Annotated in this window: 23 protein-coding genes, 8 tRNA genes and 1 rRNA gene; 30 read left to right on the top strand and 2 right to left on the bottom strand. The window is 38.2% G+C overall.

All coding sequences use genetic code 11. The features are described from left to right. Positions 1-292 precede the first annotated feature (292 nt). A complete protein-coding gene (locus ACIQ2D_RS12365; RefSeq protein WP_402864415.1) occupies positions 293-430 on the top strand; it encodes an Lmo0850 family protein in 138 nt (45 codons plus the stop codon). Between the two features lie 86 nt (positions 431-516). Here the strand turns inward: ACIQ2D_RS12365 and ACIQ2D_RS12370 are convergent, their stop codons facing one another. Then, positions 517-1,704, bottom strand: coding sequence for an FtsW/RodA/SpoVE family cell cycle protein (locus ACIQ2D_RS12370; protein ID WP_402864417.1), 1,188 nt, complete (start codon positions 1,702-1,704; stop codon positions 517-519). 172 nt (positions 1,705-1,876) lie between these two features. Here ACIQ2D_RS12370 and ACIQ2D_RS12375 point away from each other — a divergent pair, with 172 nt between their 5' ends. The 8 genes from ACIQ2D_RS12375 to ACIQ2D_RS12410 all read left to right on the top strand — a co-directional run bounded on the left by ACIQ2D_RS12375 (position 1,877) and on the right by ACIQ2D_RS12410 (position 10,686). Continuing rightward, the gene (locus ACIQ2D_RS12375; RefSeq protein ID WP_402864419.1) at positions 1,877-2,629 is read left to right on the top strand and encodes a hypothetical protein; all 753 of its coding nucleotides are present in this window, start codon (positions 1,877-1,879) and stop codon (positions 2,627-2,629) included. A gap of 169 nt (positions 2,630-2,798) precedes the next feature. Further along, positions 2,799-3,878, top strand: a complete 1,080-nt coding sequence (locus ACIQ2D_RS12380) for a D-alanine--D-alanine ligase (protein WP_402864421.1) — start codon at positions 2,799-2,801, stop codon at positions 3,876-3,878. An 11-nt stretch (positions 3,879-3,889) separates the two neighbouring features. Next, the gene (locus ACIQ2D_RS12385) at positions 3,890-5,257 is read left to right on the top strand and encodes a UDP-N-acetylmuramoyl-tripeptide--D-alanyl-D-alanine ligase (RefSeq protein WP_402864423.1); all 1,368 of its coding nucleotides are present in this window, start codon (positions 3,890-3,892) and stop codon (positions 5,255-5,257) included. Between the two features lie 59 nt (positions 5,258-5,316). Then, positions 5,317-6,009 carry an alpha/beta hydrolase gene (locus ACIQ2D_RS12390; protein WP_402864425.1) on the top strand — a complete coding sequence of 231 codons (693 nt, stop codon included), beginning with the start codon at positions 5,317-5,319 and terminating at the stop codon, positions 6,007-6,009. A 350-nt stretch (positions 6,010-6,359) separates the two neighbouring features. Beyond that, positions 6,360-7,934 carry a degradosome RNA helicase CshA gene (gene cshA, locus ACIQ2D_RS12395; protein WP_402864427.1) on the top strand — a complete coding sequence of 525 codons (1,575 nt, stop codon included), beginning with the start codon at positions 6,360-6,362 and terminating at the stop codon, positions 7,932-7,934. Between the two features lie 123 nt (positions 7,935-8,057). Beyond that, positions 8,058-8,537: a PH domain-containing protein gene (locus tag ACIQ2D_RS12400; protein ID WP_402864429.1), complete on the top strand. Its 480-nt coding sequence runs from the start codon at positions 8,058-8,060 to the stop codon at positions 8,535-8,537. Beyond that, positions 8,530-10,002 (top strand): PH domain-containing protein, encoded by a 1,473-nt coding sequence (locus ACIQ2D_RS12405; protein ID WP_402864431.1) that lies wholly within the window; start codon positions 8,530-8,532, stop codon positions 10,000-10,002. Before ACIQ2D_RS12400 ends, ACIQ2D_RS12405 begins: the two co-directional genes overlap by 8 nt. 108 nt (positions 10,003-10,110) lie before the next feature. Beyond that, positions 10,111-10,686 carry a GNAT family N-acetyltransferase gene (locus tag ACIQ2D_RS12410; RefSeq protein WP_402864433.1) on the top strand — a complete coding sequence of 192 codons (576 nt, stop codon included), beginning with the start codon at positions 10,111-10,113 and terminating at the stop codon, positions 10,684-10,686. Positions 10,687-10,736: 50 nt separating this feature from the next. Here ACIQ2D_RS12410 and ACIQ2D_RS12415 read toward each other — a convergent pair whose 3' ends face one another. Beyond that, positions 10,737-11,357 carry a rhomboid family intramembrane serine protease gene (locus ACIQ2D_RS12415; protein WP_402864435.1) on the bottom strand — a complete coding sequence of 207 codons (621 nt, stop codon included), beginning with the start codon at positions 11,355-11,357 and terminating at the stop codon, positions 10,737-10,739. A gap of 64 nt (positions 11,358-11,421) precedes the next feature. Here ACIQ2D_RS12415 and acpS point away from each other — a divergent pair, with 64 nt between their 5' ends. The 21 genes from acpS to ACIQ2D_RS12520 all read left to right on the top strand — a co-directional run. Continuing rightward, complete coding sequence (gene acpS, locus ACIQ2D_RS12420) at positions 11,422-11,775, top strand: holo-ACP synthase (protein WP_402864436.1); 354 nt, start codon at positions 11,422-11,424, stop codon at positions 11,773-11,775. A gap of 91 nt (positions 11,776-11,866) precedes the next feature. Beyond that, positions 11,867-12,910, top strand: coding sequence for a LolA family protein (locus ACIQ2D_RS12425; protein ID WP_402864438.1), 1,044 nt, complete (start codon positions 11,867-11,869; stop codon positions 12,908-12,910). A gap of 153 nt (positions 12,911-13,063) precedes the next feature. Beyond that, positions 13,064-14,185, top strand: coding sequence for an alanine racemase (alr, locus tag ACIQ2D_RS12430; RefSeq protein ID WP_402864440.1), 1,122 nt, complete (start codon positions 13,064-13,066; stop codon positions 14,183-14,185). Positions 14,186-14,337: 152 nt separating this feature from the next. Beyond that, positions 14,338-14,601 carry a hypothetical protein gene (locus ACIQ2D_RS12435; protein ID WP_402864442.1) on the top strand — a complete coding sequence of 88 codons (264 nt, stop codon included), beginning with the start codon at positions 14,338-14,340 and terminating at the stop codon, positions 14,599-14,601. 4 nt (positions 14,602-14,605) lie between these two features. Further along, complete coding sequence (locus ACIQ2D_RS12440) at positions 14,606-14,956, top strand: type II toxin-antitoxin system PemK/MazF family toxin (RefSeq protein WP_370079933.1); 351 nt, start codon at positions 14,606-14,608, stop codon at positions 14,954-14,956. 336 nt (positions 14,957-15,292) lie between these two features. Beyond that, a complete protein-coding gene (locus tag ACIQ2D_RS12445) occupies positions 15,293-15,694 on the top strand; it encodes an anti-sigma regulatory factor (protein ID WP_402864444.1) in 402 nt (133 codons plus the stop codon). Positions 15,695-15,706: 12 nt separating this feature from the next. Continuing rightward, entirely contained in the window at positions 15,707-16,702 is a 996-nt protein-coding gene (locus ACIQ2D_RS12450; RefSeq protein WP_402864446.1) for a PP2C family protein-serine/threonine phosphatase, read from the top strand. 76 nt (positions 16,703-16,778) lie between these two features. Beyond that, positions 16,779-17,123: an STAS domain-containing protein gene (locus ACIQ2D_RS12455; protein ID WP_402864448.1), complete on the top strand. Its 345-nt coding sequence runs from the start codon at positions 16,779-16,781 to the stop codon at positions 17,121-17,123. After that, complete coding sequence (gene rsbW / locus ACIQ2D_RS12460; protein ID WP_402864450.1) at positions 17,110-17,556, top strand: anti-sigma B factor RsbW; 447 nt, start codon at positions 17,110-17,112, stop codon at positions 17,554-17,556. Before ACIQ2D_RS12455 ends, rsbW begins: the two co-directional genes overlap by 14 nt. Before the next feature lies 1 nt (position 17,557). Next, a complete protein-coding gene (gene sigB, locus ACIQ2D_RS12465) occupies positions 17,558-18,340 on the top strand; it encodes an RNA polymerase sigma factor SigB (protein WP_402864452.1) in 783 nt (260 codons plus the stop codon). A 143-nt stretch (positions 18,341-18,483) separates the two neighbouring features. Beyond that, positions 18,484-20,655 carry a Tex family protein gene (locus tag ACIQ2D_RS12470; protein ID WP_402864454.1) on the top strand — a complete coding sequence of 724 codons (2,172 nt, stop codon included), beginning with the start codon at positions 18,484-18,486 and terminating at the stop codon, positions 20,653-20,655. A gap of 68 nt (positions 20,656-20,723) precedes the next feature. Further along, complete coding sequence (locus tag ACIQ2D_RS12475) at positions 20,724-21,185, top strand: SprT family protein (protein WP_402864456.1); 462 nt, start codon at positions 20,724-20,726, stop codon at positions 21,183-21,185. A 93-nt stretch (positions 21,186-21,278) separates the two neighbouring features. After that, a tRNA-Asn gene (locus tag ACIQ2D_RS12480) sits at positions 21,279-21,355 on the top strand. Position 21,356: 1 nt separating this feature from the next. Continuing rightward, a tRNA-Glu gene (locus ACIQ2D_RS12485) sits at positions 21,357-21,428 on the top strand. A gap of 22 nt (positions 21,429-21,450) precedes the next feature. After that, a tRNA-Asp gene (locus ACIQ2D_RS12490) sits at positions 21,451-21,526 on the top strand. Between the two features lie 5 nt (positions 21,527-21,531). After that, positions 21,532-21,606, top strand: a tRNA-Gln gene (locus ACIQ2D_RS12495). Positions 21,607-21,620: 14 nt separating this feature from the next. After that, positions 21,621-21,693 (top strand) — tRNA-Lys (locus ACIQ2D_RS12500). A gap of 69 nt (positions 21,694-21,762) precedes the next feature. Next, positions 21,763-21,848 (top strand) — tRNA-Leu (locus tag ACIQ2D_RS12505). A gap of 19 nt (positions 21,849-21,867) precedes the next feature. Continuing rightward, a tRNA-Arg gene (locus ACIQ2D_RS12510) sits at positions 21,868-21,944 on the top strand. A gap of 32 nt (positions 21,945-21,976) precedes the next feature. Continuing rightward, positions 21,977-22,050 (top strand) — tRNA-Gly (locus ACIQ2D_RS12515). A gap of 208 nt (positions 22,051-22,258) precedes the next feature. Further along, positions 22,259-22,329, top strand: a 16S ribosomal RNA gene (locus ACIQ2D_RS12520); the annotation flags it as partial.

A 22,329-nucleotide genomic window follows, 5' to 3' on the forward strand; every position in this document is an offset into this window, starting at 1 on the left:
ACGGCTATATATAGTGTGTTTTTCTACAAATCAGAAGAGTATGGCTGTTTTGTTAGCTAAAATTGACGCAGTGGTTTTGCAAAGGTATATAAAATTATTTGTTTGAGTAATTTAGAGATGATGGTATTAGTTTATGTAAAGAAAAAATAATATTGTAACAAAATTGAAAAATTTATTAAACGAGTAAAGTGATATGATATAAGTACATGTCAGACATCTTACACGTAAATAAATGAAACTTTTTGATAATTAAAACGTTATATAAATTCGAGGAAAGATTGAGGTGGAACGTATGACGAAGGAAGTAGATTTGAAAAAAATTGTTTCGAATTTATCGAAGTTGGGTGTGACGGCTACTGTAACAAAGTCTCGTCTAGAACTGTTAAAAGTACTTACACCTCCAACGCAAACACCGCAAGTTCAAACTTAACTCGCTTACAAATATAAAAATGGGTAGTCTCGAAAAACTGAGACTACCCATTTTTTAGAAATAATCCATTATGTTTTAGCGTTTGCTTAATCTTCATCATCATTTGTGGTAAACATATACGTACGATAATGGAAGCGCATGCTAAAGACTAAACCAATTGCCAATGCGTTCCCCATTAGAGAACTCCCCCCGTAGCTGATAAACGGTAATGGGATGCCTGTAATCGGTAGTAATTGGATGGTCATGCCGATATTTTCAAATACGTGGAATGTAATCATCGCGATTATACCGGCACATACATACGTTGAAAATGGATCTTTCAATAAAAGTGTTGTTTTCGTTAAATGATAAATTAATAAGAAGAAAACACAAATAACGAAACTGGCACCAATAAAGCCCCATTCTTCGCCGATAACAGTAAAAATGAAGTCCGTATGGTTTTCAGCAACGTAAACTTCTCGTTCACGGAACCCTTTTCCGAAGATTTCGCCAGAACCTATAGCATTCAAAGAAGTAATTAAATGATAGCCATCACTGGATGAATACGAATATGGGTCTAGCCAAGAATAAATACGAGCAAATTGATAAGACTTAAAGCCGAATTTGTCCTCTAAGAAATCTTGCATATAAAGTGCCATCCAAAGAAGCGTCCCCCCGAGGGCTATACCGCCTACAAACATCGGTAAAATGATTTTCCAAGTGACACCTGCGACAATAATGAGTGCTACTGTAATGGCAAGGAATACAAGAGACGAGCCAAGATCAGGCTGTTCCATAATTAAAGCTAGCGGTACAATAAGTGTCGCAGCAATTTTACCAAGCAAAATAAAATCGGATTTAATAGATTTTATAGAATAGACCTCATGATGCTTACTAATAAGTCGTGCAAGTGCTAAAATGTAAAATGTTTTCATAAACTCAGAAGGCTGAATATTCCCTATCGGTGTATGATACCAGCTTTTAGCACCATTAACAGGTTGACCAATTTGACCCTGTCCTTCGGGCATGAAAATGAGGAGAACTAATAGTACTATCCCAGCTGCGTACATGTACCAAGCCATTTTTTTATACTGATCAGGCTCGAAGAACATGACAATGCTAATAATAACTGCGCCAATGATATACCATCTTAGCTGTAAGGGCACATAGTTAATGCCGTATTGACCAGATGTTTGTGCCGATGCGATAGCGAGTAAGCTAATCACTAGGAACGTAAAGAGTATGATAGCGAGCGTCCAGTCGAAACGGTTCGAAAAATTTCGTTTGTTTTCCATAAAAGCCACCTAATAATTAGTATTGTATATAGACATAGTGTGTGAGTTTTAACCACTAACATTATAACGCAAAAAATGTATTTCTGCTTGTGTATAATGTTGTGACGCTATTGTATATAAAATGTTTCAAAAAAACACATTTTAGTCTTATAATGAATTGAAGAATGGGGTGATGGGTGTGGCTAAGAAATTGAAGTCAGCAGAAGATTTTATGTACCATATTTATGTTCATATGAATGATGTCGATAAATTCGTTATTTTTAGTGGGTTAAAGCTCACACAATTCGCGGCTTCAGTGGAACCGCTGCATCACTTGCTTTTATTAAAACATTCCTATGAAGATGGTGCGTTTAATATGCACACACATTTAGATTATGTGCCGGATGAAGAAGTTGCACATTTTGTAAAAAAATCAGCAGAATCAAAAGAACTTTGTTGGGTTGATTTTATGGATGAACGAAAGTTAAATCAACTAACACCGATGGAACAGGCAGAATTGCTTTACATAAGCCATAAAAAAGAACCGGTTACGTCACCATTTTTCAACAAATTACAAAATCGATTTGTTTACTATTCTTCAGATATTGAAAAGATGACGAAGATTTATTTTCGTCATTTAAACGACTCTGATTTGTTAGTTGCGAATGTCTTTAATTCCTTAATTCAAGAAAAGGAACGAAGCATTGGCTTTTGGCGTCGTAAAGTGAAATCTAATATTCCTTCTCTGACACCTGAGTTTTTACGTGCTTATCGCTCGTTTGCTAAAGAGGGTGCACTTTTATCTTTATATAGAATGGAAAAACCAAAATCGACTTATGGCATTGAAATTCGAAACTTGTCAGATTATTCTTTCCCGGACGAAGTTTGGGACGATTTAAATACAATTTTGAAAAACGAGCACGATGAATTGATTCATATTGTTTAACTGTATTTAGTCAGTGGTGTAAACATTAACTAAATTCTGTTAGAGCTTTTGGCAAATGCCTAAATTACTCAAATCTCACCGTCAAATTTGCGGTGAGATTTTTAAGTCATTTATCGAAGTGTTTCGTGATAAACTAATAGTACTCAAGAAGTATGTGGAGGGCACAAAAATGAAAAAAAGAATCGGCTTATTATACGGCGGAAAGTCAGCGGAGCATGAGGTGTCATTGTCGACGGCGTGTGCAGTCACTGGAGCTTTGAATTTTGAGGAGTATGAAGTATATCCGATTTTCATTACACTTGATGGTGAATGGCGTTGTGGTGAACGTTTAGAAAAACCCGCAAGTACAATTGAAGAATTACAATTTGGTGATGATGCCACTATTTTAGAAAATAATATTACAAACTTTTTAGTGAATGAAAGTGGAGAAGCCGTGCAATTTGATGTGATTTTCCCGTTATTACACGGGACAAATGGCGAAGATGGTACTGTGCAAGGCTTATTAGAAGTATTAAATCTACCGTATGTCGGCAATGGTGTTCTTGCATCGTCTGCGGGGATGGATAAAGTCATTATGAAGCAATTATTTGAAATTGCAGGTTTGCCCCAAGTGCCATATACGTACTTCATTCGTAGTGAATGGATAAAAGAACGAGCAACAATTTTAACTCAATGCGAGGAAAAATTAACATGGCCAATGTTTATTAAACCAGCAAACTTAGGTTCAAGTGTTGGGATTAGTAAAGCAACCAATCGCGAAGAGCTTGAAAAAGCAATTGAAGTGGCGTTACAATTTGATCGTAAAATTATAGTAGAACAAGGCGTTGTGGCACGTGAAATCGAACTAGGTGTGTTAGGTAATGACTTCCCAGAAGTTTCAGTACCTGGTGAGATTAAACCGATGACAGAGTTCTATGACTACGATTCAAAATATAAGGACGGTTCGACTGCACTTATTATTCCTGCTGAGCTACCGACAGAGGTAGTCGCAAGTTTAAAAGAACAAGCAAAACGAGCATTTAAAATTTTAGATGGCAGTGGTTTAGTACGCGCAGATTTCTTTGTAACAGCGGACAATGACATTTACATCAATGAAGTGAATACAATGCCAGGTTTTACTCCTGTCAGCATGTATCCATTACTTTGGCAGCACACGGATGTAAGTTATCCAGAACTTATTAATCGTTTAATTGCATTAGCTATTGAGCGTCATGAAGAAAAACAACAGCTTCACTATAAAAAAGACTGAGTGGGATTATTGTGAAAAAGACATTACAGCAATTAGCAACATGGTTGAATGATGAAGTGCAAGCCTTTGGAGACACTGTTGTGTCAGGGATTTCGATTGATACACGTACTATTCAGCAAGGTGATTTATTCGTACCATTTCGTGGCGAGCAAGCAAACGGCCATAAATTTGTACAACAGGCTTTTGAAAAGGGAGCGGGTGCTTCTCTTTGGCAAAAAGATGAGCCGAATCCACCAGCAGGGGTACCGTTGTTATTTGTCGATGATCCAGAAATAGCGTTACAACAAATGGCCAGAGCCTATCGTAATGAGCATAAAGCGAAATTTGTGGGTATTACAGGATCAAATGGTAAAACGTCTACAAAGGATATTTTAGCGGGTACACTTGCACCATTTTTCAAAGTGCAAAAAACAATTGGTAATTTTAACAATCAGCTAGGCTTGCCAATTACGATACTGCAACTTGATGAAGATGCAGATGTAGCGGTACTTGAGATGGGCATGAGTGGTTTTGGGGAAATTGAATTTTTAACAAAGTTAGCACGTCCGCATATTACTGTTATTACGAATATTGGGGAAGCGCATATGCAAGACTTAGGCTCACGTGAAGGTATTGCAAAGGCGAAGTTCGAAATAATTCAAGGCATGCAAGAAGATGGTGTTCTTTTCTATGATGGCGATGAACCTCTTTTACAAAAGCTTGTTGCACAAGAAGAAAACTTATATGCACACTCATTTGGCTTAGATACAGGCAATTTACTATATGCTGAAAATATTAAGGCGACAGCAGCAGGTAGTAGCTTTACGACACACGGTGCGATTGAAGGGAATTTCTTTATTTCGGTCCTTGGTAAGCATCAAGTGAAAAACACACTAATTGCAATGCTTATTGGACAAAAGCTTGGCCTGAACGATGAGCAAATTCGTGAATCCTTAAAACATGTGGCGTTAACGAATATGCGTATGCAGCAAGTGAATGGCACGAATGGTGCATTGTTTATCAATGACGCCTACAATGCAGCACCAACATCGGTCAAAGCGGCGATTCAGTTTATCGCTTCGTCAACGATTCGCCCGGAAAAATGGTTAGTGCTTGGTGACATGCTTGAACTTGGCCCAAATGAACAGAGCTTTCATGAAGTATTAGCGCAAGAAATTCATGCTAACGAAATTTCCTATGTTTGTTTGTATGGTCCACGAATGGGTTATTTGTATGAAGTGTTAAAAAACCGTTTTGATGCTGAGCATTTATTGCACACACAAGACGATTACACACCGATTATTGAAAAATTGCAGCAAGCTAGTAATGAGTCCATTGTTTTACTAAAAGGCTCACGTGGTATGAAATTAGAGAATATTTTAAACCAATTTAAAGCATAATCGAAAATAACAAAGTGCTAGTTGCAAAAACTAGCGCTTTTTTTCTAGAGGTGTAGCATATGGCAACAGGTGTGTTATGTATACATGGCTTTTCAGGTGGACCTTATGAAGTCGAACCATTTGTTGATTTTATACATGAACAAACGGATTGGCAGGTTTCAGTGCCAACTTTATCTGGGCATGGAGAAGATCTAAAGTTGCGCGGTTTTACGGCGAAGCACTGGCTGATGGATGCAGAATTAGCTTATCGTGCGATGGCGAAGAGAGTTGATGAGATCATTGTTGTTGGTTTTTCAATGGGAGGTATTATCGCACTGTATTTGGCGAAGCGCTATAAGGTGAAAAAACTTGTCCTGCTGAGCGCAGCGGCAAAATATGTGAGCCCCACACAATTGGCAAAGGATATAAAAATGTTGGCGAGCGAGGCGTATCGTCGTAATCTTTACAGTAATGAACTCTTTTTACGTTATCAGCATAAGTTTAATAATGTACCATTATCGGCTACAGTAGAATTTATGAAGCTTGTACAAACAGTAGCTCCGTATTATAAAGATATCCGAAATCCGATATTTATTGTACAAGGAAAGCTAGATGGAATTGTACCGTATCATACAGCACAGTTTTTGTTTGATCAGTTGGCATCTAAAGATAAATATTTGTATTTTTCTGACAACGGAAAACACCATATCTGTTTTTGTGAAGACTGTGATGATTGGTTTTCACAAGTTTTGGAGTTTTTACGAAGGGATTAAGTAGTCAGATTATTACAACTCATGCGTTATCGTTGCATACGCACGATTCCCGTGATAGACTAGTGTAAGCAATGGATACATTTTGTGCGAAGACTCTTCAGCATTTGATTGAAGAGTACTTTTTTTTGAACATAACGGTTTTATTCTAAATGAATAATTAAGACAGAATTAAACCGCTCGGTAAAGACCGGGCTTTCCTTTTCATATAAGAGAGCTCTACATGCTACATCCACGTAGAGAGAATGTTTAAGTAACGGAAACGTTCCACAACACAGGCTCGAATTTGCCGACAACTTCATCTGAAAATGTAACCATTTGTCAACTTAAAAGGAAAAAGGAGATTGAGAAGTTTGACAAATTTTTCAGAATTAAATATTAGCGAATCTTCATTACGTTCATTAAAGCGTATGGGATTTGAAGAAGCAACACCAATCCAAGAAGGAACTATCAAGTTTGCAATGGAAGGCCGCGACGTTTTAGGTCAAGCGCAAACTGGTACTGGTAAAACAGCAGCATTTGGTATTCCACTTATTGAGAAAATCGATCCTAAAAACCCTGCTATTCAAGCATTAATCATCGCTCCAACTCGTGAGTTAGCGATTCAAGTTTCAGAAGAACTATATAAATTAGGTTACGACAAACGTGTTAAATTATTATCAGTTTACGGTGGTCAAGAAATTGGTCGTCAAATCCGTGCACTTAAAAATAAACCACAAATTATTGTTGGTACACCGGGTCGTATTTTAGACCATATTAACCGTCGTACGCTTAAATTAGACGAAGTTCAAACACTTGTACTAGACGAAGCGGATGAAATGCTAAACATGGGCTTCATCGATGACATCAATACAATTTTAGAAAGCGTGCCATCTAGCCGTCAAACATTACTGTTCTCAGCTACTATGCCACCAGCTATTCGTAAAATTGCTGAAACTTTCATGAACAACCCAGAAGTAGTTAAAATTAAAGCAAAAGAAATGACAGTTGAAAACATTGAGCAATTCTTCGTGAAAGCGACTGAACGCGAGAAGTTTGATGCATTATCTCGTTTATTAGATGTTCAAAAACCAGAACTTGCGATTATCTTTGGTCGTACGAAACGCCGCGTTGATGAATTATCACAAGCGCTAAGCGTACGTGGTTACCTTGCAGAAGGTATTCATGGTGATTTAAGCCAAGCGAAACGTATTTCTGTGTTACGTCAATTCAAAGAGGGTAAAATTGATATCCTAATTGCTACTGACGTTGCTGCTCGTGGTCTTGATATTTCAGGTGTAACACATGTTTACAACTTTGATATCCCACAAGATCCAGAATCTTACGTTCACCGTATTGGCCGTACTGGTCGTGCTGGTAAATCAGGTACAGCAATTACTTTCGTAACACCACGTGAAATGGGTTACCTACGTATTGTAGAAGAAACTACTAAAAAACGTATGACACCACTTCAGCCACCGACATCTGACGAAGCATTAGTTGGTCAGCAACGTCTATCGGTTGAAAAGCTTGAAGGTATCATTGAAGCTAATGAATTAAATGATTATCGTGCACTTGCTGCAGAATTACTTGAAAACCGTGATGCAGTTGATGTAGTAGCTGCTGCACTACGTTCAATGACGAAAGAGCCAAGTGATACACCAGTAACAATTACTGAAGAACGTCCATTACCAATGCGTCGTGAACGCTCTGGTGGCGGTGGCCGCGGTGGAGATCGCGGAGGCCGTGGAGGTCGTAGCTTCGGTAGCGGTGGTCGTCGTGATGGAGGTCGTGGTGGAGATCGTCGTAGTGGCGGTGGAGATCGTGGAGGCCGTCGTGATGGAGGCTCTGGTGGTCGTCGTGACGGAGGTCGCCGTGAAGGTGGACAAGGTCAAAGCCAAAGCCAAGGACAAGGTCGCTCACGTGCACCTCGTCGTCGTGAAGACTAATAGTAAAATATTTATTCCAAACCTTACAGTCAACCAAGGCTGTAAGGTTTTTTTCTAGTTTGAATATGAAACTAAAAAGTAATTACTTACGTATACATATATGAGAAAAAGGGGGAAACGAATTTGAGAACACAACCAGTCCACCAAATTTCCCGTAAAGGGCTAACGGTATGGCGCTTATATGGTGTATTTCAGACGCTGATATTAGCAATCATTGCAAGTGTAGTTTGTTATGGAACCTATTATTACGAATGGCCCTTATTTATTTATTACATTGCAGGTGTGAGCGTTGTACTAAGCACCATTTTTTTAATTTATTTATTTCCAAAAATTCGTTGGGAACATTGGTGCTATGAAGTGCGTGAGCATGAAATTGAATTACAGCATGGTTTATTTGTTGTGAAGCGGACATTGATTCCAATGGTACGTGTACAACATGTGGATACGACACAAGGGCCAATTTTGAAAAAATACGATCTCGGTAATATTTCGATTTCGTCTGCAGCAACAGTACATACAATTCCAGCGCTTGTGATGGATGAGGCTGATGCATTAAGAGCGCGTATCTCGGAATTAGCAAGGGTGGCGGAAGACGATGTCTAAAGAAATATATCGTTTACATCCAGTATCGGCGATTATAACAAGTGTCAAAGCGTTAAAAAGTATGATTTTACCGATTGCTATTATTATCATTACGAACGGTTTTAACTTTTCGTTTAATATTCAAAGTGAGTATTTTTTTGAAACAATTATGTTGGTTGGTGTGTGGGGGAGCGCTGCGGTTTTAGCATTGATTGGTGGTGTAGTGAGATGGCGAACGTTTATGTACTGGTTTGAGGACGGGGAATTGCGTGTAAGATATGGTTTGTTTGTAAAAAAGAAGCGTTATATTCCTTTTGAGCGTATTCAAAGCTTGAATTATAACGAGGGGATTTTTCACCGTATATTTGGTTTAGTGAAAGTGCAAGTTGAAACAGCTGGCAGTAAAAATGGTAAGCCGGAAGCTGAATTGACTGCGATTCATAAAGTGGCGGCGGACGCTATCGAGTTTGAAATGCAACGTGCAAAAGTACAGGAAATCAACCTACCTGACTCAGAAAATTTGATTGCACCATCTGAGGAAACGAAAGCTCCTGTTATTTATCGTATGTCGGTACGTGATTTAATTGTATTAGCGACAACTTCAGGAGGGATTGGGGTTGTGTTATCAGGGCTTGTGGCGATTCTCTCTCAGTTTTCGGATATTATTCCATACGAAACTTTGTTCCATGAATTAGAGGGTTTCGTGAAAATTGGTGTTTTTTTAGTGGCGTTAACTGTGATGTTTGTGTTGATTGTCGCTTGGTTAATGTCTGTAGTGATTACGCTTATCAATTATTACGAGTACACGGTTCGTATTGAGGATGAAAAGCTTATCATCACAAAGGGATTGTTGGAGAAAAAGCGAATTACATTACCGTTAAATCGAATTCAAGGTATTCGTATCGTCGAAAATCCTCTTCGACAATTAACTGGCTTTGCGACGGTTGTCGTTGAAAGTGCAGGAGGCAATGGTGAAAGTGGAAAAGATAAAAAAATTTCATTATTTCCTCTTATAAAAAAAGAAGATTGCGTTCAATCTTTAACAGAACTTTTCCCAGAGTTGAATTGGGAACCTAATTTGATTCGCTCACCAAAACGAGCGAGATCTTTTTTCTATCGTATTGATTTTGTATGGCTTGTACCTATTATTGGTGCAAGTAGTTACTTCTTCTATCCTTATGGTTTATTGTCCTTATTGTTAGTGCCGTTATTGATTTTGCTTGGTATATGGCAACACAAAACAGCGGGGTATATGTTAGATGATAAACAACTAATCATGCAGTACCGTATTTTTAGTCGTGTCACATTTTTCATGGAGAAAAGGCGTATTCAATCGATACAAAGTAGGCAGACATACTTCCAAAAAAGAAAAAGTGTTATGTCAGTAAAAGCTACTGTGATGTCAGGGATGGCAGGAACTACAGGGAATGTACCTAGTTTAGAGCAAAAGGACGTTGAAGAAATTTTTGCTTGGTATGAGCATTAAAATCAAAGCTAATTTCCATGTTAAGTAATGGGAATTAGTTTTTTTATCTACAAATTTACAAAAATGATGTATATAATAGAATAAATCGAACAAAAAGGGGTGGTAAATGTGTTTAAGTATGATATTAGTGAAAACACGTATTTAAAATTGTTGGATTTAAATGATGTTGAAGAGTTATTTGCACTAACAGACCGTTCGAGAGATATGTTGCGTGAGTGGCTTTTGTTTGTAGACAATGTAAAGACGGTAGAGGATACGGAAAGATTCATCCGGGGCGCAATGCAGCAGTATGCAGAAAACAATGGTCTTCAGGCAGGCATTTATTACGAGGGGAAGCTCGCGGGGGTTATTGGTTACCACCAAATTAATAAAGAGCATAAGTGGACAAGTATTGGTTATTGGCTTGGAAATGACTTTGTAGGGAAAGGGCTTGTAACGAATTCGATGAGGGCCTTTATTGACTACGCCTTTGATTATATAAAGGTTAATCGTATTGAGGTGCGTGTTGCAGTTGGAAATATTCGAAGTCGTACGATTCCTAAAATTCTAGGCTTTAATGAGGAAGGGCGACTGCGAGATGCTGAATGGCTCTATGACCACCATGTCGATCAGGTTGTTTATGGCTTAACAGCGGCAGAATGGAGAAAAATCAAAGCTACGGCCGAAGATACGGTTATTGTATAGTAAAGAAAAACGAGTGGAGGACATATAGTCGTACACTCGTTTTCTCGCCTTTACTTACCGGCCATTCTTTGCTTGCGCCAGCTTAAAATCCTTTTTGGATGCAAGTATACAAGTCCGAGTAAGAACCCTGTCACTAAACCAACTAAATGTGCGTAAATATTTACATTGGATTGTAAAAACGTCATAACCACACTTATTACAATAATTGGTAAAATCAACTTGCGAAGCATGGGCATTGTACGTCGTGTATAGTATACGAGTGCACCGAAAGCTCCGAAGATCCCGAAGATAGCCCCACTTGCACCAAGGCTAGCATAGCTAATATCGTAAAATAGATAAGTAGCTACATTTCCAATGATACCAGCAGTTAGATAAATCGTAGTGAAACGTGCTTTGCCTGCAATTTTTTCAAGCTCTGGTCCAAATAGATATAGTGAAAACATATTAAAGAGCACATGCATAAAGCCTGCATGTAAAAAAATTGCTGAGAAAATACGCCACCATTCACCGGTTAGGATGAGGTAATTTACTTGTATACCGTTTTCCCACAGAATTGTTCCAATTCCAGGAAGAAGGGTTAATACATAAAGAATAAGATTAACAGCAATTAATGTTGAAACGACAGGATAATATTTTGTGTATTGTTTAAAATTTTCTGTTCTACTAAACATAGCTCCACCTCAATTTACAAATATTATACATGGCTTTGTAGAAATAAGAAAAGGAGAACCTCACATGATTAAAGGAATTGGTCTCGATATTATAGAAATCGAGCGTGTTGCAAAAGTAATGGTACGTACAGATAAATTTAAAGATCGTATACTATCTGAAAGAGAAATAGCATTGTTTACAACCTATTCACCGTCACGTAAAGTAGAATTTTTAGCAGGACGTTTTGCGGCGAAAGAAGCCTTCTCAAAGGCATTAGGTACCGGTATCGGTGCTAAATGTAAGCTACATGATATTGAAATATTACGTGGCGAAGCGGGTAATCCAATTTTATATTTTAAAGGAGAACTAGTGAATGGTTTTGTCAGTATTACACATGCAAAACAATATGCGGCTGCTCAAGTAATATTAATGTTGTAACAAAATATATAACCCTTCTCTTAAAAAGACATAAGTAACAAATATGGCTCATATATTGTCGTAGTGGATTTGAAGAAGAAAGGGTGAAAACTTGGGCAACCGTTATGTTACTTGGCTCGTCTTAATTTGTATGATATTACTTTTGTCAGCATGTGGTGCGGCCTCGCAAGAAAAGGTTTTGAAAAAGACAAGTGAGAAGTGGTCGGATACAAAGGGGTATGAATTAGAAGCTACGATGGAGATTAAAGCAGGTGGAGAGCCGAGATTGTATGATGTAAATGTTTGGCATACAAAACCGGATTTTTATCGAGTAGAGGTAGTTGAAGATGGGAAAGATGTTTCACAAATGATTGTGCGTAATGCGGATGGAGTCTTTGTTGTTACGCCAACGTTGAACAAAATGTATAAATTCCAAAGTGATTGGCCGAAAAAAAATAGCCAGGCCTATTTAATAGGTGCACTTGCAGAAGATTTAAAAGAAGATAAAAATTTAGTCATGCGCGAAGAGGACAAAGCATATATATTTGAAGCGGCTACTAGAAATAGCTATAAAAATAGTATGCCCCATCAGCAAATTACCGTAGATAAGAAAACGATGCTTCCTACGTCGGTAGTTATCATGAATGACGTCAAAGAAGAGCAGATTCGAATTACTTTCAAAAAAATTAAACTTGGCGTGCAACATGCAGAGAAAGAATATGCGGTAGAGCAATTTACAGAGACAGATGAAACAAAAGGTGAGCAAGCTGCACCTAAAGAGGAAGATAAAGAGGCAGTTGGCGCAGAAGTTGAGTACGAGGAATTCCAAACAAGTTATCCATCAGCGAATTTTGAGAACACGAACCTAGTGGATGAGAAAGTGATTCGTGAGGGTGATATGGAGCGTGTTGTTCTAACATTTGAAGGAGACAAGGCATATACAATTATGCAACAACCTGCTACAAAGAGTACTTCGATGTTGCCGGTATCATCTCCTGGAGATCCAGTAGATTTAGGCTTTACAATTGGTGCAATAACAGATACATCTATTAGCTGGGAGAGAGATGGCGTTGCATTTTTCGTAGCATCAAGTAAGTTATCACGTGAAGAAATGATTGAAGTTGCAAGCTCGATGACGATAAGTAGTATGAAGTGATTTTTTCTAGATACAGTTTTCTAAGCATAGAAAACTGTATCTAGTTAAGCAAAATAGTACATTTTTTATGACTGAAGTTGTATATTGTAAAAAGAAAAAACAATTACAAAAAATGATACATAAGGTTTAATAAAAAATAAAGAGGGTATTCTAATGAAGATACAGCAGTACTTTAGACCAACGAAAGCGATAATAGATTTACAAGCCATCAAACAGAACGTAACAAATTTACAAAAACATTTACAACCACATGTACAAATAATTGCAGTCGTGAAGGCGAATGCATATGGTCATGGTGATGTAGCAGTTGCGGATGCTGCACTTAAAGCTGGGGCTACAATGTTAGCTGTAGCTACTCCAGACGAAGCAATACATATTCGATCTCACTTTAGTGAGCCAGATATTTTAGTGCTAGGTGGTTCACCAGTGTCCTTTGCTCCGTATGCGGCACAGCAACGTATTACACTTACAGTGTTTTCAAGTGAGTGGGTGCACCAAGCGAATGAATATGTGATAAATGAAGAAGACTCTTTACGCCTACATATTAAAGTAGATAGTGGAATGGGTAGAATCGGTGTACGAACAGAAGAAGAGTTATTGAATCTTTATCAGGAGATTCAGGTGGCAGAGAATGTTCAACTTGATGGGATTTTCACTCATTTTGCAACAGCAGATGATGAGGATACCGAGTACTTTGAAAGCCAAGTACAAATTTTTGAACGATTTGTTTCATTATTACCTGAAAAACCACGCCTTGTGCATGCGTCAAATACAGCAACCTCATTAGTAAAGGATGCACGCTTGCAATTTGATGCGGTACGATATGGTATTTCTATGTATGGTTTGTCTCCTTCACCATATGTCGAAGGGATTTTACCTTTTGCATTAAGCCCTGCATTTTCGTTAGAGAGTGAGCTTGTATATGTGAAACAACTGAAGGCAGGAGAGTCCGTTGGCTATGGTGCAACGTTTGTAGCACCGACAGATATGTGGGTAGGTACAATACCTATAGGCTATGCGGATGGTGTGATTCGTAAACTTGGTGGACAAGAAGTTCTGATTGATGGACAAAGAATGCCGCTGATTGGACGAATTTGCATGGATCAATGTATGGTTGCCCTACCAAAAACATATGCTATAGGTGAGAAGGTAACTCTTCTTGGTCGACAAGGACAAAAAGAAATTTCAGTAGATGAATGGGCAAATAAGCTCCAAACCATTAACTATGAAGTGCCATGTATTATTACAGCAAGAGTACCTCGAATTTATATCTAAATAAAGAAGCACATTTAACCAATCGACATGATTTGTATAACTTCTGCGCTAAATTGTCAGATATTTCGTGTTTTCGAGTCTTTTCAACACTATCTTTCAATGTTAGAATGAGAAGTAATAAAAAGCGGATCGTTTTGTTGGAGGTGCTTGCTATGTATAAGAAAAAATTCGAAGAACAAACAGTTGCTGTTCAAGGCCCTTTACTTCTACAAACAATGGAAGTATTGGAGGAAAAATCTTTTGTGCGTGTTTCATCACGCATTAACTTATGGCAAGACCAACCAAATCAAATACGGGAAGCTATGAAGAAAGGGTATGTTGAAATGTCTTCTATAAATCTGTCTATAGCAAGTGAATGCTTGCATGCAGAATATGAAGCGCAACATACAGTGGAGCGTCTCGTTAGCGGGGGATGACACTTTGAATGTAAAACGTGGTGACGTTTTTTTTGCAGATTTATCACCTGTGGTCGGTTCCGAGCAAGGTGGTACAAGACCTGTATTGATTATTCAAAATGATATTGGCAATAGATTTAGTCCAACTGTCATCATTGCAGCAATTACTGCGCAAATCCAAAAAGCAAAGCTACCGACACACGTGGAAATCAATGCTGAAAAGTATGGTTTTGAACGAGATTCGGTTATTTTACTCGAACAAGTGCGTACAATTGATAAGTCCAGACTGACGGATCGTATTACTCAACTGGATAATGCATTGATGGAGAAGGTAGACGGAGCACTAATGATTAGCTTAGGGCTCGTGAAATTTTAAATATACATATGTACATGTACATAGCACACCGGAATTAGTTCAAATTCCGGTGTTTTTTTATTTATTGCTATTACCAAATAGGTAATTTTGAATTTTGAAACGGCGTTAATAGCTTTAAAATATAGCTAAGTATTATAATGAAGATACATGTCGTTAATATGTGAAAAATCAAAAAATGTTTGGTTCTAAATTAGAGATTCATCATATTTTGAATAAAGTGGTTATTGATCAAGGATGGAATATTGTGAATAAGCATGAACTTACAATAGTTTTACCATTTACTAAGTAAGATATAGAAAGTTAGAGCAACTCCAAAAGAAATTGGGGGGAGAAATAGTGATAGTAAAGTCTTCAGTTGAAATCATTACTGAATGGGATATAGTGGCAGCACGACAACTTGGGCGGAATGAAGCGAAGGCTCTTGGGTTTGGAACCGTTGACCAAGCTCGAATCACTACTGCAATTAGTGAATTAGCTCGAAATATATATTTATATGCAAAGGTAGGAATTATTGAAATAGAGAAGGTTGAGATGGACGATGAACGAAAAATAGTGATCGTTGCATCGGATAGAGGTCCCGGTATTCCAGATATTCGTGGCATTATGGAGAGTAGTTACACGAAAGCTGAAGGTCTAGGAGCTGGCTTGCCAGGTGTGAAAAGACTTATGGATACTATGGATGTTCAATCTATTGTGGGAGAAGGTACAATTATACGTACAGAAAAATGGCTGCGTTAGGAAGTGGAGTATTTGAGAGAATTAGAGCTTCAATATAAAAAGATTTTATCTGATTATGTAAAGGATCAAACAGAAAGAACTTTGTATATTGGTCAAAATTTCACGCGACAATTAATTCGAAAAAATGTTCCGCCAGAAGATGTTGTCTGTATGCATAAAAACGCTATGCAGACAATTTTTCCAGATGCCCCTGGGGAATTATATGCTGCTTACGACTTTCTAATTGAAGTAATGGTCCATTATGGGATGGCGCATAGAGAGCATCAAAGTCTATTGCAAAAACAGGTAGAGCTTCAAATAGAAATGAATATTGCTACTAATATTCAAAAAACATTACTGAAAACAGTAGTTCCATCATTAAAAGAAATAGACATCGGCATGCTATCGATTCCGGTACGAAATATGAATGGTGATTATGTTCATTTTTTTGAGGATAGAAAAGATTATGTTAGCGTAGCTGTCACGGATGTGGTTGGGAAGGGTGTACCAGCAGCACTTTGTATGTCGATGGTAAAGTATGGACTTGAAACGCTAGAATACGCTTATAAAAATCCTTCGTATGTGTTAGAAGCTATTAATAGAGTTATTGAAAAGGGTGTCGATGATAGCATGTTTGTCTCCATGTTTTATGGACGCTACGATATTAAAAATAGTGTTTTTTCATATGCATCAGCAGGACATGAACCCACGTTGCACTATATTTCAAAAGAAAATGCATTTCATGAATTAGAAGCGAAAGGTCTTCTTTTAGGTATATTACCTGAAGTGAAATATTCGCACTATGAAATTACTCTTGAAGAAGGAGATATGGTGATCATGATGACAGATGGTGTGACTGAATTCAGAACAAATGAAGAGTTGAATTCGCGTGAAGTCATTACATCATTGATTGCTAAGCAAAAGCATTTATCAGCGCAACAATTATGCATTTTTTTACATAAAGAGATAGAACGATTACAAGATTTTAAACTTACAGATGACTTTACAGTTGTAATTATTAAAAAATAAAAAAATATGTTTTTATTTATCTGTAAACGGGGAATAAAAGATAGTGTGGTAGATAAATAAAGTGGAGGTGGCTTTCATGGATGTGGCTATACATTTTAAAGAAGAGGATGCAAAGCTTCGAGGTTTTGTAGTAGGAGAGATCGATACATTTACAGCTTCTGTATTACGTGATGAGTTGGAGGCGGTGAAGATTACAGAAGGTTTAGTAATTTATTTGGATTTATCGAAAGTACATTATATGGATAGTACAGGATTAGGAATTTTTGTTGCTTTCTATAAAAGAGCCTTACGTGAAAAAGGTAAAGTGAAATTAATTGGCTTGTCAAAACGTTTGCAGCGATTATTTGAAATCACAGGTTTAAGCGAATTAATGGACATTGAAACTGATAAGAAGGTGGAATTAAGCAATGAAGGAATTTGATTACATTGAAATAAGAGTTCCTGCAAAGCCGCAATTTGTCAGTGTAATTCGATTAACAGTTTCAGGATTAGCTAGTCGCGTTGGTTTTAACTATGATGAGATTGAAGATTTAAAAATTGCAGCGAGTGAGGCAATCACCAATGTAGTTCATCATGCTTACAAAGAGGATGAAGAAGGTGAGGTTGTCATTGGCTGTGCGTTATATAAAGAGAAGATTGAAATTATGGTTGCTGATTATGGCAACAGTTTTAACTTTGAAGAGATTAAATCAAAAATTGGACCATATCATCCAGAAGAAAATATTGCAGGACTTCGTGAAGGTGGCTTAGGACTTTATTTAATGGAAACTTTAATGGATGAGGTGATGATTAATAACGATGGTGGCGTAACTGTTTTCATGACAAAGTATGTCGCTAGAGAGCAGGTGGGATAAAATGCTGAAAGAATCCCTACCTAGTTCTTCAAAAGAGGAAGTTTTACAATGGATTGCCAAATATCAAGCAACTGAGGATGATAAGGCACAAACAAGTTTAGTGGTTCATTATCGCTATTTAGTTGAATCTATTGCTAGAAAATATGCTAGAGGTAAATCTAATTATGATGATATCGTTCAAGTAGGTATGATTGGTTTACTAGGGGCAATTAGACGTTTTGACCCTGATTTTGGTCGAAGTTTTGAAGCGTTTGCTGTCCCGACAATTGTGGGGGAAATTAAACGCTTTTTACGTGATAAAACATGGGACGTACATGTTCCAAGGCGTATTAAAGAACTAGGGCCACGTATTAAGGCGGCTGTGGAAGCTCTGACAATTGAACTTCAGTACTCACCAACAATTGAGGATATTGCGAATAGACTAGAAGTAAAAGAAGAAGATGTATTAGAAGCGATGGAAATGGGCCGCAGTTATCAAGCTTTATCGATGGATCGTTCCATTGAGGGAGACTCTGATGGTAGTACGATAACGTTTTTTGATGTGATTGGAAAAGAAGATGAAGGCTTTGAAATGACCAATAAGAGAATTGTAGTTGCTGAAGCAATTGAAGTTTTAAACGAACGGGAGAAGCAAATTATTCAGCTTACATATATTGAGCAACTCAGTCAAAAAGAAGCTGGTGAACTAATAGGCATATCTCAGATGCATGTATCCCGCATACAAAGAAAGGCAATTAAAAAATTACAAGGTGCCTTATTAGAAAATGATTACGCGTCCAGGTAGTACTATTCAAAATACCCCATTATTATATTTGAGAAATATAAGTTGTGAGTCTATCCTAAAGTGGATAGGCTATTTTTTTGAACTGTAAATGAAATGTTTTTAAATTTGAGTGGTAGAATAAAAAGAAAAAGGTAGTGATGATGGTGGAACAAAAACAAATGCTACAGTTAATTGCTAAGGATGTAGCTGTCAAACCAGGACAAGCAGAGGCAGTCATTAAATTACTAGATGAAGGGAATACAGTTCCTTTTATTGCACGTTACCGAAAAGAAGCAACGGGTTCACTTGATGAAGTGCAAATTAAAGCTGTAGAAGATCGTTATCACTACATACAACAGCTTGAACAACGTAAAGAAGAAGTTATTCGTCTTATTAGTGAGCAGGAGAAATTGACACCTGAATTAGAAAAAGCAATTCAGGTGGCAACAGTGTTACAACGAGTGGAGGATTTATATCGTCCATTCAAGCAAAAACGTCGTACGAAAGCGACCGTTGCAAAGGAAAAAGGACTTGAGCCGTTAGCGGAACTTCTATTAGAATATCGTAGAGAGCCGTTAGAAACCTTTGCGAAGGATTATGTAGATACAAACAAAGGTGTGGAGACAGTAGAAGATGCTCTTGCGGGAGCTCGTGATATTTTAGCAGAGCGTTTTGCGGATGATGCTGGTGTTCGTGAAAAAATCCGAGCGTTTTCTTGGAAAGAGGGCATCCTGGCTACGAGCGGTAAAAATGTAGCAGCAGATGAGAAAAACGTTTTTGAAATGTACTATGAATATGAAGAGCCAGTAAGTCGTATAGTGCCACACCGTATATTAGCTGTGAACCGCGGTGAGAAAGAAGAAATTCTAAAAGTAGCTATACATGTACCGATTGACCGTGTACTGATGATCATGTGGAAAGAATGGATTCCTGCAACTGGATCATCTCCTAGCATTGTCGAAGTAAAGATGGCAATTGAAGATTCTTATAAACGTTTAATTCAACCATCGATTGAACGTGAGCTTCGTAGTGAATTAACAGAGAAAGCAGAAACACAAGCAATTCATATTTTCTCGGAAAACTTGCGTAATCTACTATTACAACCGCCGATGAAGGGGAAATATGTATTAGGTGTGGACCCTGCCTATCGTACAGGATGTAAACTAGCGGTAGTAGACGAGACGGGGAAAATGTTAGAGGTAACTGCAATTTATCCGCATCCTCCAAAACCAGATGTGGCAAAATCAACATCAGTGGTGAAAGCAATTTTAGAAAAATATCCGATTAGTATTATTGCAATTGGTAATGGTACTGCCTCGCGTGAAACGGAGCAATTCATTGCTGACGTATTAAACGATGTAGAAAATGATGTTGCATACGTTATTGTCAATGAAGCGGGTGCGTCGGTTTACTCAGCGTCAGATGTAGCACGCGCGGAGTTTCCGGATTTACAAGTAGAGCAACGAAGTGCTGTATCAATTGCCCGACGCTTACAGGATCCGCTTTCGGAACTTGTGAAAATCGAGCCAAAAGCAGTAGGTGTTGGTCAATACCAACACGATGTTTCACAAAAGAAACTAACAGAATCACTAACATTCATAGTAGAAACAGCTGTAAACCAAGTAGGGGTGGATGTAAATACGGCATCTTCTTCACTATTGCAATATGTATCAGGATTATCAAAAACTGTTGCTGAGAATATTGTAAAAGTACGAGAAGAGAACGGGCAATTCACAACACGTACCCAACTTAAAAAAATCCCACGCCTTGGTGCGAAAACTTATGAACAAGCAATTGGTTTCTTACGTGTGCCTGAAGCAAAAAATCCATTTGATTCAACAGGTATTCACCCAGAAAGTTACGATATTGCTGAGAAGATATTAGAAGCTGCGCATGTAACGAAAAAGGAAATTGGTACACAAAAGGCGGAAGAGGCAATCGCGAAATTGGACATCCAAGCATTAAGTGATGCTACAGGTGTTGGTATCGTGACAATTCAAGATATTGTGGATACTTTGATGAAGCCTAGTCGTGATCCGCGTGATGCTTTCCCGCAGCCGCTGTTAAAAACTGATGTATTGAAGATGGAAGACTTAAAAGTCGGTATGGAACTACAAGGGACTGTGCGGAATGTTGTTGATTTTGGCGCATTCGTCGATATTGGTGTGAAACAAGACGGCCTTGTGCATATTTCTAAACTACAAAAACGTCGTATTAAGCATCCGCTAGAAGTTGTAGCGCTTGGTGATATTGTTACTGTTTGGGTAGAGCAAATTGAAGTTAACAAAGGACGCATTTCATTAACGATGCTACCACCGAAAGATCAAACAATTTAATTGTAATAATTTTGACCACATTGTCTATACTAGGCAGTGTGGTATTCTTGTTGTTAGAGGTGATATTTATGGACAACGAGGAACTGCAACAGCTAGTGAGCCGTATATCATTAGAAAGTTTTCATAAACCATTTTTACATCAGGCATATTTTAATTCTAGGTTACGTTCAACCGGTGGTCGTTATTTATTGCAGTCACATCATATAGAAATTAATCCTAAAGCTTTTGAAATGTATGGCATAGAGGAAGTGGAAGGGATAGTACGACATGAGTTATGTCATTACCATCTTCATATAGAAGGAAGAGGCTATCAACACCGTGATAAAGATTTTCGTGATTTATTAAAAAAAGTGAACGCACCACGCTTTTGTTCTACACTACAAACTCCTAAAGTCAGGAGTAAGAAGCAACGCCTGCTTTATACATATAGATGCGTAAAATGTCAGCAATTATATGTCAGAAAAATTAGACTTAATATCAAGAAATACTGTTGTAGCAAGTGTTTAGGTGCTTTGGAATTGATGGAATAAAAAAAGTTTATCAAAAGGGTTGACGATTTAAGTTGTTGTCCCTATAATAGTAAAAGTCGACAAGATAACGACGACGAAAACAAATTGAATTATTCCGAAGTAGCTCAGTTGGTAGTAGCACCTGACTGTTAATCAGGTTGTCGCAGGTTCGAGTCCTGCCTTCGGAGCCATGGCCCCTTGGTCAAGCGGTTAAGACACCGCCCTTTCACGGCGGTAACACGGGTTCGAATCCCGTAGGGGTCATTTTTTAAAAAATACAAAATAAGGTCCCGTGGTGTAGCGGTTAACATGCCTGCCTGTCACGCAGGAGATCGCCGGTTCGATCCCGGTCGGGACCGCCATTTATTGGGGTATAGCCAAGCGGTAAGGCAACGGATTTTGATTCCGTCATGCCCTGGTTCGAATCCAGGTACCCCAGCCATTCTTTCTTATTTTGAGCCATTAGCTCAGTTGGTAGAGCATCTGACTTTTAATCAGAGGGTCGAAGGTTCGAGTCCTTCATGGCTCATCTCTTTATAAGAAAAGCTATTGACATTTTGATTTATCATAGTATAATGAGAAAAGTTCTTAATTGAATGCGGTCGTGGCGGAATGGCAGACGCGCTAGGTTGAGGGCCTAGTGGGGGCAACCCCGTGGAGGTTCAAGTCCTCTCGGCCGCACCAAGTCACTTAACTAACATATGCGCCCGTAGCTCAATTGGATAGAGCGTCTGACTACGGATCAGAAGGTTGTGGGTTCGACTCCTGCCGGGCGCGCCATAATATATCAACACTTAAAGTGTTATACCTATGCGGGTGTAGTTTAATGGTAAAACCTCAGCCTTCCAAGCTGATGTCGTGAGTTCGATTCTCATCACCCGCTCCAAAAAAACTTTTAAAAAAGATGTTGACATTCAAATTCATACGAGTTATGATATAAAAGTTGTCAATAATGAACCTTGAAAACTGAACAAGCAAAACGTAATCAATAACGTTTCTAGTAACTAACTCCGTTAGCAAACGAAACATAAGTAATAAATAGATATCAACTTTTAGTTGATACGCTAGCAAAGCTAATGAGCTTTCAAACTACTTTTATGGAGAGTTTGATCCTGGCTCAGGACGAACGCTGGCGGCGTGCCTAATACATGCAAGTCGAGCGAAT

This window comes from Lysinibacillus sp. NPDC097287 (genome assembly GCF_044761695.1).
In the GTDB taxonomy this organism is placed as follows: Bacteria; Bacillota; Bacilli; order Bacillales_A; family Planococcaceae; genus Lysinibacillus.